Raw genomic sequence first — 11,528 nt, 5'->3', positions numbered from 1 at the left:
ATGCGCGGCGGCCCGTCGTCCCCACCCGAAGCGAGGTGCGCCTCCATGCGCCGCCGTACACCGTTGTTCCTGTGCGCCGCGGCGCTGGCCGCGACCGCCGCACTGCCCGCGCACGCCGCCTTCGGCGCCGATCCGGGGGTGACCCTGCCCGGGATGCCCGAGCGGATCGCCCCCGACCAGAAGTGCACCTCGTTCGCCGGGCGCCCGCTGGCGGACGCGCCGTGGACCCGGCACGCGCTGGACCTGGACCGGGTGTGGCAGCTGTCGCGGGGGCAGGGCGTGACGATCGCGGTCATCGGCACGGGCGTGAGCGACGCTCCGGCCGTGCTCCGCGGCCGGGTGCGCGCTCTGGGCGAGGCCGGCACCGACTGCGTGGGCCGGGGCACCTTCCTGGCGGGCATCGCCGCCGGTGCGGCCCTGCCCGGCGAGGGTTTCTCCGGCATCGCGCCCCAGGCAGAGGTCCTGGCGGTACGGGGCACGGGCGTCCGGGGCGAGCCGGACGCGGCCCGTCTGGCGGACGGGATCGGCCAGGCGGCCCGCGCGGGCGCGGACGTCATCGCCGTGAGCGCGCCGCTGGACGGGGCGGACGCCCGGGTCCGTTCGGCGCTGTCCGCCGCCGCCCGGGCCGACGCCCTGGTGGTCGTCCCCGCGGCGGCGGACAGCGCGCCCCCGGGCGGCGCCCAGGCGCCGCCCGCGCCCGCCCCGCCGCAGCAGGCCCTGGCCGTGGTGGACACCGCCCCGGGGGGCAGCCGCGCCGACACCACGCCCCGCTTCACCCGGGCCGATTTGAGCGCACCGGGCGGCGCGCTGGTGGGGCCGGGCCCGGTGGGCGACGGCAAGTGGACCGGTTCGGGCTCCTCACTGGCCGCGGCGGTCACCGCGGGCACGGCGGCCCTGGTGCGCGCCTACCATCCGGAGCTGTCCGCGGCGCGGGTGCGCGAGCGGCTGCTGCGCACCGCCTACCCCGGCGAACTGCCCGCCCTGGATCCCTACGGCGCGGTGGCCGGCGCGGCCTCGGGACCCGCACCGGGCCCCGTGGCGACGGCGGACGCGGTACGTCTGCGCGCGGCCCCGGACACGAGCGCCCCGCGGCACACGGCGCTGCTGGTGGCCGGCGGGTCGGCGGGAGTGGCCCTGCTCGTGGCGCTCCTGGCGGTCGTCGTACCGCGCGGCCGGCGACGGGGCTGGCGCCCGGGACGGATCGGGGAGCGCCCGGCGGGCGGAGCCTGAGTCCACCGTCTCGGCGCGGCCCCGGCGCGGTCGCCGCACCGGGAAGGGGACGGGGCCCGGGCATCATGCCCGGGCCCCGCCCCCTTCTTGTTCCCTCGTCCCGGCCTACTCGCTCTCCTCCTCGGCTTCCGCCGTCTCGGCGGGGAGCGCCAGCTGCATCAGCGCGGCCTTGCGGCGCGAGATGCGCAGGGCACGGCCCGGCGGCAGGGCGCGCGGGCGCACCCCGTCGAAGACGAAGCCTTCCGAGGGCGGGCAGGACATCAGCAGACCGGCGGCGTTGACCTCCTGGAGCTTGCGGGTCAGCGGGTCCGGCCGGGAGGCGCCGGTGGCGGCCCGGGCCAGGACCAGGTGCAGGCCGACCTCGTAGCCGAGCGGCAGGTGCGGGATCAGCGGGTCGAAGGGCCCGTCGAAGGGGGAGCCGACCATTTCGTAGTCGTCGACCAGGACGAACAGCCGCGGTCCGCTCCACCAGTCCGCGCGGCGCATCCGGGCGGGCGAGATGTCCTCGCCGGGGGCGCGCACGGCCATCGCGCGGGCGACGCCGTCGACGAGCTCGCGCAGCGGGGCGGCGGCCACGGCGTGCCCGAGGCGATACTCCGGCGGTACGGCCTCGACCAGTTCCCGGCGGTAGTCGACGACGAGGATCCGCGCCTCGTCGGGGGTGTGGGTGGCGACGATCTGCTGGGCGAGCAGGCGCAGGGCGCTGGTCTTGCCGCTCTCGGTGTCTCCGACGAGCAGCAGGTGCGGACTCTGGCCGAAGTCGTGCACGACGGGGGCGAGCGCGGCCTCGTCGAGACCCAGCGGCAGCCGCAACGGCGCCTCGGCCGCCGGGAGTTCACTGACGGCCAGCCGCGTGGGCAGCATCCGCACCGCGGGTGCGGGCGGCGCGTCCCACTGCTCGGCGATCGCCTCGACCAGCTCGGCGAGGGCCTCGCCGACGTCCTCGGCGTCCTCGACGCCATCGATGCGCGGCAGGGCCGTGAGGAAGTGCAGCTTGTCGGGGCTCAGACCGCGTCCGGGCCGCACGGGCACGGTCGCGGCCTTGCGGGTGTCGACCGCCGAGTCCATCGGGTCGCCCATCCGCAGTTCGAGCCGGTTGCCGATCTGGTCGCGCAGGGCGGTGGACAGTTCGAGCCAGCGGCCGGTGCTGATCACCAGGTGCACGCCGTAGTTGAGACCCCGGGTGGCGAGGCCGTTGAAGATGTCCATGTCGTCGAACATGTCGCTGCGGACCGTGGACCAGCCGTCCACGACGAGGAACACGTCACCGAGGGGCTCGTCCGGGTACTGCCCGGCCGCGCGCCGCTTGCGGTACGTGGCCATGGAGTCGATGCCCTCCTCCTGGAAGAACCGCTCGCGCCGGTCGAGCAGCGAAGTGACCTCGGCGAGGGTACGGGAGATCTTCTCGGCGTCCAGACGGCCCGCGACCCCGCCGACGTGCGGCAGCCCGGCGAGCCCCAGCAGGGCTCCACCGCCGAAGTCCAGACAGTAGAACTGCACTTCGCGCGGGGTGTGGGTGAGGGCGAGCGCGGCGATCAGGGTGCGCAGCACCGTCGACTTGCCGCTCTGCGGCCCGCCCGCCACCGCGAAGTGGCCGCCGGCGCCGCTGAAGTCGACCGTGAGGGGCTCGCGCACCTGCTCGAAGGGCTTGTCGACGATGCCGACCGGCACGCGCAGCCGGCCGCGGTCCGGAGAGTCGGGTGCGGTCAGACCGTAGCGCGGGTCGGGTGTCAGCGGCGGCAGCAGCGCATCCAGGGCGGGAGGTGCCTCCAGCGGCGGCAGCCACACCTGGTGCGCGGGCGGCCCGCTGTCCTGGAGCGTGGCCAGGGCGAGGGCGAGCAGGGTCTCGTCGCCGTCGGGCTCGGGGGCGACCGGATCCGGCGCGGCGGGCAGGGTGCGGGGCACGACCCAGGTGGTGCCCCAGGGAACCACCTGGCGTGCGATGTGGGCCTGCTGGACGCTGCCGCGCTTGGCCTTGTACGGGCCGGACACATACGCGGCACGGAACCGGGTCAGGGCCTCCACGCCGCTCTTGAGGTAGCCACTGCCGGGGGTGGGCGGCAGGTGGTAGGCGTCGGGGACGCCGAGGACGCCGCGCGACTCCATGGCGGAGAAGGTGCGCAGCCCGATGCGGTAGGACAGATGGGACTCCAGCTGGTGCATGCGTCCCTCCTCCAGCCGCTGGGAGGCGAGCAGCAGATGCACGCCGAGCGAGCGGCCGAGGCGGCCGATCATGACGAACAGGTCCATGAAGTCGCGGTGCGCTGCCAGGAGTTCGGAGAACTCGTCGACGACGACGAAGAGCGAGGGCAGCGGATCCAGCGGCGTCCCGGCGGCGCGGGCCTTCTCGTACTCGAAGACCGAGGAGTAGTTGCCGGCCCGGCGCAGCAGCTCCTGACGCCTCATCATCTCGCCGTGCAGGGCATCCTGCATGCGCGCGACGAGCGGGGTCTCGTCGGCGAGGTTGGTGATGACGGCGGAGGTGTGCGGCAGGCCGTCCATGCCCAGGAAGGTGGCACCTCCCTTGAAGTCGACCAGGACGAAGTTGAGGGTCTCGGAGGAGTGGGTCAGGGCCAGGCCGAGCACCAGGGTGCGCAGGAGCTCCGACTTGCCCGATCCGGTGGCGCCGATGAGCATGCCGTGCGGCCCCATGCCGCCCTGCGCGGACTCCTTGATGTCGAGTTCGACGGGCATACCGTCCTCGCCCACGGCGATCGGCACCCGCAGCCGCCCCCGGCTCTCCAGCGGCCGGCCGAAGAGCTTGGCGGGGACGTGGCGGCGCAGGTCGGCGATGCCCAGCAGGGAGGTCAGCTCGGTGTCGGCGGCGAACGGTTCGGCGGCGGCCACGCCGCCGCCCAGCCGGTACGGAGCGAGCCGCGTCGCCAGGGCACGCGCCGCCACCAGGCCCAACGCGTCAGGTCTGCCGAGGTTCTGCGCCTGTTCCTTGCGGTCGCGGTCGGTGCGCACCAGATGCAGGCCCTCCTCGGTCACCCGCAACCGCAGCGTGCCGCGTGCGGGCTTCCACGCGAAGTTCCCGGACAGGTCGAACACCACGGTATTGCGGTAGCCGGGCCCGCAGAGGCGGTGGCCGCCCGGCACACCGCCGCCGTCCACCACGACCACCACGAACGGCTCCTCGCGGCTGGGCGCGGTCTCCGGGTCGAAGGGCGGGCGCTCGGTGAAGTCGGCGCCGAGCAGCTCCTCCAGCTCGACCAGACCCGCCGCCACCGTACGGGCCGCTCCCGCGCCGTCACGCTGGTAGGTGTGCTGCGCGTGCGGCAGCCATTTGACCCACTCCCAGTCGGCGCGCCGCTCGTCGGACAGACAGAGCGCGACGGCCAGCTCCTCCGGGGCGTGGAACGCGGCGAGCTGGGCCACCAGCGCGCGCACCATGGCCCGGGCCCGCTCCTCGTCGCCCTGGACGACCACCTTCGACCAAGCCCGCAGATACAGCGCGATCGGCTGGTCGGGCACGGTGCCGTAGGCCCGGATGAAGCTGCGCAGGGCGTGCGCGGCCAGCGGCTCCAGGTCCTCGACGGGCTTGGTGGACAGCGGGGCGAGACGGGTGCCGAGCTTCTGGTCACCCACCGCCAGGCGTACTTCGGCGAAGTCCTCGTCGGCGGGGTGGCGCTCCCACTGCCGGCTGGTGCCCACCAGGGCCCACAGCGCGGCCGGGTCGGGGTGACGCCAGGCGAGCGCCTTCTGCTGCTCGACGACGGTGCGCCGGATCCTGCGCCGGGTCTGTGCCAGGTACCGCAGATAGTCGCGGCGTTCGCCCTTGAGCTTGCGCTTGCGCTCTCCGGCACTGCGCAGGAACTGCCCGACGATCATCGCCACCGACGACAGCAGCATCATGCCGATCGCGAAGTAGCTGAAGCCGGAGACCTGGCCGGGCTTGATGAACATCATCATCATGGCGAGCGAGGTGAGACCCATCGGCAGGTACATCCACACCGCCGAGGCACTCGCCTCCGCCTCGGGCAGGGTGGGTGGTTCCTGCAGGCTCAGCTCGCCGTCCGGCATGTCGGGGCCCCGGCGTCGGGCGGGGCGACGGAACAGAACAGTGCTCAACCGGGGGCTCCTCAGTCGATCGCGCGGCACGTGCGGGTGCGGTGCGCGCGTCGGGGGTGTGTGCGGTGTGCGCGCGGAAGGCGTAGGGCGGCGACGTGTGTGGTGGCGACGGCTCCGCGAACGCGCACAGACCATACGTATCAGAGGCCGCTAAAGGACCGGCGCCAGCTCAACGTTAGTCACCGATGCTCTACTGCGACCTTCCACTTCCGGTTAAGAGGTGCTGGCCCCCTGTTATGACTGACGTATCGACTCCCGGACTCTGCCGGCTCACGGTCCGGACCCCACAACGGCTCATCGAACTGGCCGTCCCGGCAGACGTACCGGTCGCCGATCTGCTGCCCATCCTGCTCGACCACGCGGGCGAAGGCCTCGCGGAGAAGGGCATCGAGCACGACGGATGGGTCCTGCAACGGCTGGGCGAGACGCCCTTGGACGACGAGTCCACCCTGGAGGCGCTCGCGCTGCGCGACGGTGAGACCCTGCACCTGCGGCCCCGCTCGCAGGCGCTGCCCGCGCTGCACTTCGACGACCTGGTCGACGCGGTCGCCACCACCATGCGCGAACGCCCGCACGGCTGGGCCGAACGCACCAGCCGATGGTCGCTGCGCGCCGCCGCCGTCGCCCTGCTGGCGGCCGGTCTGGTCGTCCTGGCCCTGCCCGGTGGCGCGGCGCCGCTGCGGGCGGCGGTCGCCGCGGGCACCGCGCTGCTCGTGCTGTTCGGGGCCGCTTCGGCCAGCCGCGCGGTCGGCGACGCGGCGGCGGGGGCGGCGCTGGGTGTGCTCGTCCCGCCGTATCTCGCCCTGGCCGGCGCCTTGTTGCCGGCCGGTGGGGAGGGCCCCCAGATGACCGGCGCGCGCCTCCTCGCCGGGTCCGCTGCCGCCACAGGAGGGGCGGTGCTGGCCGTGGCGGCGGTCGCCTCCTTCGTTCCCCTGCTGGTGGGCACCGCCGTCGTCGCACTCATGGGCGTCCTGTGGGGCGCACTCATGCTGCTCCTGGACGTCCCCGCGGCCCACGCGGCGAGCATCGTCGCGGTACTGGCCGTGGCCTTCGGCGGACTGGTCCCGGGGATGTCGTTCCGTCTCTCGGGCTTGAAGCTGCCTGCCCTGCCCACCAACGCGGAACAGCTCCAGGAGGGCATCGAACCCCACCCCCACCAGCAGGTCGTGGACCGCACCGCCCTCGCCGAGGAGTGGATGACCGCGCTGTACGCGGCAACCGGCCTGGTGTGCGCGGCAGACGTGACGGCACTGGTTGTGGACCGCCCGAACACGGCCGCACTGGTCACCGCGGCGGTGCTGTGCGTCCTGCTGCTGTTGCACGCCCGGGGCATCGGGAACGTATGGCAGCGCCCCGCGGTCCTGCTGCCGGGCCTGTACGGACTGGTGCTGATGGCCGTCCACCTGGGGGGCGAACTCGGGGCCGAGCGGCGCCCGACGCTCCTCGCGGTGCTCCTCGCCCTCGCCGCGTCGGCGGCGATCGCCTCCTGGACCGTGCCCGGCCGGCGCATGCTGCCGCACTGGGGCCGGGCGGCCGACCTCCTGCACACGCTGTGCGCCGTCGCACTGATCCCCCTGTCCTTGTGGGTACTCGGCCTGTACACCACGCTGCGCGGAATCGCCGGATAGGGGCCTGGGAAGATGCAGTCGAAGCGAGACCTGGTCCAGGCCCACATGTTCGTGATGGGCCGGCTGACCGGCGGCATGCTGCGCGGTGATCCGGACGCGTCCGAGTCACCCGTGGGCCGCACCAACCGGGGACTGGTGTGGGGCACCGCTCTGGGGGCCGTGCTCGTCGTCGGGTTCCTGCTGTTCGGAATGATCTCCCCGTCCGGTACGAAGGCCTGGCGCCAGGACTCGACCCTGATCGTCCAGAAGGACACCGGCACCCGCTACCTGTACGTGGACGGCGCCCTGCGCCCCATCCGCAACTACGCCTCGGCGAAGCTGCTGACCGCCGACAGACTCAAGACCGCCCAGGTGTCCGCCGCCGCGCTCGCGGGCGAACGGCACGGCACGCCGGTCGGCATCCCCGGCGCGCCCGATGCCCTGCCCTCCCCCACGGACCTGGAGCAGGACCTGTGGCAGGTGTGCGCGAGCGAGCCGGTACGTACCGCCGGCGAGGACGCCGCACGGCGTCCGCTCACCTCGCTGCGCGTGGGCGTCCCCGCGGCCGGCGCTGCCCCGGCCGCCGGGCAGGCCGTACTGGTCCAGGCTCCGGACGGCAGGCGCCACCTCCTGTGGGGCGACCGGCGCCTGCGCCTGGGCGAGCACGGCGCCGCCCAGGCGCTGGGATACGCCGGTGCGCCCGCCCTCACCGTGTCGGCGGCGTTCTTGGACAGCGTCCCGGCCGGCCCCGACCTCAGCGCCCCGGAGGTGCCCGACCGGGGTTCGGCGGGCCCGGCGATCGGCAGCGGCCCGAGCCGGGTCGGCCAGGTGTACGCGCTGGCCTCTCCCGGTGTGGCGCCCCAGCACTATCTGCTCGAACGCACCGGTCTGCGCCCGCTGAGCGTCCTGGCAGCGGCGCTGGTGCTGGGGGACGAGCGCACGGCCAAGCAGGCCTACCCGGGCGCCTCACCTACCGTACTGCCGCTCACCGCCACCCAGTTGACCCAACACCAGGCAACGGCAGCTGTGCAGGACCCGGCGGCCTGGCCCGCGCGGGTCCCCGCGGTACGCGCCCCCGGCCGGGGAACATCGGTCTGCGCGCAGATCCAGCCCGGGGGTGCGGCGCCACGGGTGGGCATCACCCTGGTGCCGATGGGTCCCGGCCCGGCGGCACCCGCGTCGGGCCCGGACATCGCGCCCGCGTGCCTGGCCGTGGACACGCTGACGGTACGCCCCGGGGGTGGCGCGCTCGTACAGGCCCTGGGAGCGGGCGGATCGGTGATCGGCACGACGACATACCTGGTGACGGACGTGGGCGTGAAGTACCGGGTTCCGGACGCCACTTCGCTGGAGCGCCTGGGCCTCAAGGGCGGCCGTGCGCAGGCCGTGCCGTCGCGGCTGCTCGACATGCTGCCGACCGGGCCCGTCCTGGACGCGGCGGCGGCGCGGGGTGAGGGCGCGGCGCGGCCGGACACCGGCGGCTGCCGCCAGGGGTGACGGAGGGACGAAGCTCTCATCCGCCGCGTCTCCCCCACCCCCTCTCCTCCCACCGAACGGCCGACAACGCTTCGTTAGCACCGCGTTAGGCCGACCGTCGAGACTCGGTCTCCTCACGGCATACGTGCATTCCACAGCCACGACGGCCCGCCCCGACCCGGACCCACGGGCCCCGCGGCGGACCGCACGGGCTCAGCCTCCACAGTCGCAGGAAGGACCCCCCTCCATGGTCACCCAGCCCGAAAACCTCCAGAGTTCGTCCCAGTCCGAGAACCAGAAGGGCAACACCGCCCTTTCCCAGGCCAGGACCCAGATCCAGCAGTCGCAGGAACACGTGAAGACCACGATGGGCACCCTGGTGCGCTCCTACGGCGGCGCGGACGGCCGCGCCTACCAGCAGTTGCTGTCGGAGTGGAGCGGCCAGGTGGACGTCATCGTCCGCAACATCGACCAGATGATCCACAAGCTCCAGGAGACGGGTGCGCACCAGGCCAATCTCCAGGTGACCACCGGCGACCAGATCAACCGCTCGATGCGCACCAACCACGCCTTCACCGAGCTGATGGGCTGACCGCAGCCCCACCCCCTGCTCTCTGCCCCTCACGTCCGAACCCCTCATCGAAAAAGGAGCCCTCGTGTCCATGCCCGCCGGTTACGACCACAGCAACAAGACAGACGGCCAGATCTACGTCGAGTACAAGGGCGTCGACCAGGCCGCCGAGGACATGCGCCTGCAGACGGACCGCATCAAGCAGCTGGTGACCGCGCTCAACGAGGAGCTGACGGGTCTGTTCGGCGCCTGGCAGGGCGCGGACGCGGCGACGTACACCACGCTCCAGGGACAGTGGAACAACGCCGCGAACGCCCTGGGCACCATTCTGCAGAGCCACAGCGCGACGCTGAACGACATCACGGACCAGTACCGCCGGCACGAGATGCGCACGAAGGAGAACTGGGAGGGCCTGCGGATCGGGCGCTGACCCGGAGAGAGCCCCGCCCCCAAGTCCGCCCTGCTGATTGCGAGAAGCCGTGTCCACCCCAGCACCCCCGCCGAAACCGCCCACCGGCGACACGAAACTCACGCGTCTGGACGTGGAGACGATACGTCGCTTCACCGACAATGACGTCTACGCCTTCATCCTGTGGCTGGGCGCCCTCCAAGAGGCGTCCGGGAGATTCGTGAAGAACGGGTCGGGCTTCGGCATGGACTGGTCGGGCGTCCCGTCGATGAGTGGTCTGGCGGCCCAGCTCGACAAGCCCACTCTCCTCAACAGCAAGGTGACCCTGCTCCTGGGGAAGCTCACCGCTCCGGGCAAGGACGACGGGCCGATGGCGGCGCAGGACTTCCATGCCTTCGTGAAGGCCGCGGCATCGGATCTGGCCCTCGTCGTGGACGACCAGAAGGACTTCTTCGAGGACGTGAAGAAGAACCTCGAAAGCGTCCTCACCACCCTGACCGGCGCGCAGCAGAAGAACTTGGACCAGATCGACAGTCAGAAGTTCCTCGACCTGTTCCGCGATGTCGAGATGGACCTCACTCAGACCAGAAAACCCTGACACCCGCCTCTCCGCGCACCCCGCACGCCCTGCTCCACCGAAGAAGGAGTTCGCCACTCCATGGCCGAAACACCCACGAATGGAAACCCCACGACCGCGCCGGTCTGGGAGACCATCATCAAGCAGTTCACCGGCTTCAACGGAGGCACCCGGGCCGAGGTGGCAGCCATCGGAGGGGCCGACCCCAAGCAGGGCGACGGCAGTGAGTGGCTGCGCATAAAGATCGACAAGGGGAACAATTACCGGGCCACCACACCGGGAATCGGGGATGGCGATCTCGACGGACGTGTGATCAAGATGTACGCGGGAGGGACGGCCGTCGGCGCCAGCGTCGCCGTCTACACCGTGACCCTGAGCGTGCCCTGGTCCGGAACCGACGGTTCGCACTGGAGCAACAACGGGGTCGCCAGCGCCTTCGACACCGGATACGGGGCCGCCCTCGACCATCTGCTCACGCACTACACGACCGACGGTTTCGGCGACGGGTACGCTCCCCCGCGGGTCGTCGCCTTCACGGACGCACCCGATTTCAGGACGCTCGCGCCCATAGCCATGGCGTTCGACCGCGTCAGCCGGTTCTTCCGGGACAACAGCCCCAAGCTGGAGCGCTGGGTGAAGGACCTGGGCGGCGAGGACGCCGCCTACCACGGATCCGGAGCGGACGTGTTCCGTGAGCTCATCAGCGGAACGAGCACGGGCTACAAAGACTTCCTGAGTCTTTTCGCACTTCCCGTACCGCAGTCCGGAAAGCCTTCCCAGATCGACACGGGCTTTCGCTCCGACTCCGTGGTCGCCCAACGCATCATGGAAGCTGAAGCAACCTTCCTCAACACCACGAAGCGCTTCAAGGAGATCTACCAGAACTGGATCGCCACCAATCTGTGGTGCGGAACCGTCGTCCTGGACAAGCACATCGACATCGCGGTGGCCTGGCTGAACGTCAACAACATCGAGAAGATGCAGCAGTCGGGCCCCGGCGTCTCCCAGGTGGGAGAGGGCTTCAGCACGGTGCATCCCACCTACGGGGACCTCTCCCAGGAATCCGGCTGGAAAGGCGTGTCCAGAGAGGCCTGCAAGGAGTGGATGGCCACGATCGGGACGCATCTGGACGAACCAGCCGGGAACGTGGTGATCGATTTCAACAGCCAGATGCGCCAGTTCGCGCGCCGCACTCCGTTCGCCTTCAAAGCAGGCATCACGAGCCTCAAGGAAGCCGCCGCGACCGACAAGGCCAAAGCCGATGCCGACAAGGCGAAGGCCGATGCGGAGAAGGAGAAGGAGAACGCGCAGAAGGAACTCAAGAACGGCGGTGGCGACGGAAAGAACGACACCAAGATCCCACCGCTCGGCCCGAACTCGCTCGGGGGCGGACTCGGCGGCGACAAGGGCGGCGCGGGCCTCGGCGGTAAGGGCGGCGCAGGTCTGGGCGGCAAGGGCGGCGCGGGTCTGGGCGGCGGCAAGGGCGGCGGCCAGCTCGGCAAGCTCCCCCCGCTCGGCCCCAACCCCCTCGGCGGCAACGGCTCCAACGGCACGGGCGCGGGCAATGTCGTCCGCAACCCCGACGGC

Annotated in this window: 8 protein-coding genes; 7 read left to right on the top strand and 1 reads right to left on the bottom strand. The window is 72.1% G+C overall.

Annotated elements, in window-relative coordinates:
• Nucleotides 1-45 precede the first annotated feature (45 nt).
• Nucleotides 46-1,230: a S8 family serine peptidase gene (locus ACJA3G_RS18005; RefSeq protein WP_406554017.1), complete on the top strand. Its 1,185-nt coding sequence runs from the start codon at nucleotides 46-48 to the stop codon at nucleotides 1,228-1,230.
• Nucleotides 1,231-1,335: 105 nt separating this feature from the next.
• Here ACJA3G_RS18005 and eccCa read toward each other — a convergent pair whose 3' ends face one another.
• Entirely contained in the window at nucleotides 1,336-5,301 is a 3,966-nt protein-coding gene (gene eccCa / locus ACJA3G_RS18000; RefSeq protein ID WP_406554016.1) for a type VII secretion protein EccCa, read from the bottom strand.
• Nucleotides 5,302-5,537: 236 nt separating this feature from the next.
• Between eccCa and eccD the strand changes: the two genes are divergently transcribed.
• The 6 genes from eccD to ACJA3G_RS17970 all read left to right on the top strand — a co-directional run.
• Nucleotides 5,538-6,929, top strand: coding sequence for a type VII secretion integral membrane protein EccD (gene eccD / locus ACJA3G_RS17995; RefSeq protein WP_406554015.1), 1,392 nt, complete (start codon nucleotides 5,538-5,540; stop codon nucleotides 6,927-6,929).
• 12 nt (nucleotides 6,930-6,941) lie between these two features.
• Nucleotides 6,942-8,405: a type VII secretion protein EccB gene (eccB, locus tag ACJA3G_RS17990; protein ID WP_406554014.1), complete on the top strand. Its 1,464-nt coding sequence runs from the start codon at nucleotides 6,942-6,944 to the stop codon at nucleotides 8,403-8,405.
• A 226-nt stretch (nucleotides 8,406-8,631) separates the two neighbouring features.
• Nucleotides 8,632-8,976 (top strand): hypothetical protein, encoded by a 345-nt coding sequence (locus ACJA3G_RS17985; RefSeq protein WP_406554013.1) that lies wholly within the window; start codon nucleotides 8,632-8,634, stop codon nucleotides 8,974-8,976.
• 70 nt (nucleotides 8,977-9,046) lie between these two features.
• Nucleotides 9,047-9,385, top strand: a complete 339-nt coding sequence (locus ACJA3G_RS17980) for a WXG100 family type VII secretion target (RefSeq protein WP_406554018.1) — start codon at nucleotides 9,047-9,049, stop codon at nucleotides 9,383-9,385.
• 49 nt (nucleotides 9,386-9,434) lie between these two features.
• A complete protein-coding gene (locus tag ACJA3G_RS17975) occupies nucleotides 9,435-9,962 on the top strand; it encodes a type VII secretion system-associated protein (protein WP_406554012.1) in 528 nt (175 codons plus the stop codon).
• Between the two features lie 60 nt (nucleotides 9,963-10,022).
• The coding region (locus ACJA3G_RS17970) for an AAWKG family protein (protein ID WP_406554011.1) at nucleotides 10,023-11,528 on the top strand (1,506 nt) is incomplete at its 3' end.

Origin of the sequence: Streptomyces sp. YS-3, from assembly GCF_045257485.1 — a bacterium.
Lineage (GTDB): Bacteria > Actinomycetota > Actinomycetes > Streptomycetales > Streptomycetaceae > Streptomyces.
Note: the sequence above shows the minus strand (reverse complement) of the source record. Positions and strands in the feature narration are given on the sequence as shown.

Excerpts from the sequence above, each read along its gene's own strand:
- eccB (WP_406554014.1), top strand. The coding sequence starts at position 6,942 with ATGCAGTCGAAGCGAGACCTGGTCCAGGCCCACATGTTCGTGATGGGC.
- eccD (WP_406554015.1), top strand. The coding sequence starts at position 5,538 with ATGACTGACGTATCGACTCCCGGACTCTGCCGGCTCACGGTCCGGACC.
- ACJA3G_RS18005 (WP_406554017.1), top strand. The coding sequence starts at position 46 with ATGCGCCGCCGTACACCGTTGTTCCTGTGCGCCGCGGCGCTGGCCGCG.
- ACJA3G_RS17985 (WP_406554013.1), top strand. The coding sequence starts at position 8,632 with ATGGTCACCCAGCCCGAAAACCTCCAGAGTTCGTCCCAGTCCGAGAAC.
- ACJA3G_RS17980 (WP_406554018.1), top strand. The coding sequence starts at position 9,047 with ATGCCCGCCGGTTACGACCACAGCAACAAGACAGACGGCCAGATCTAC.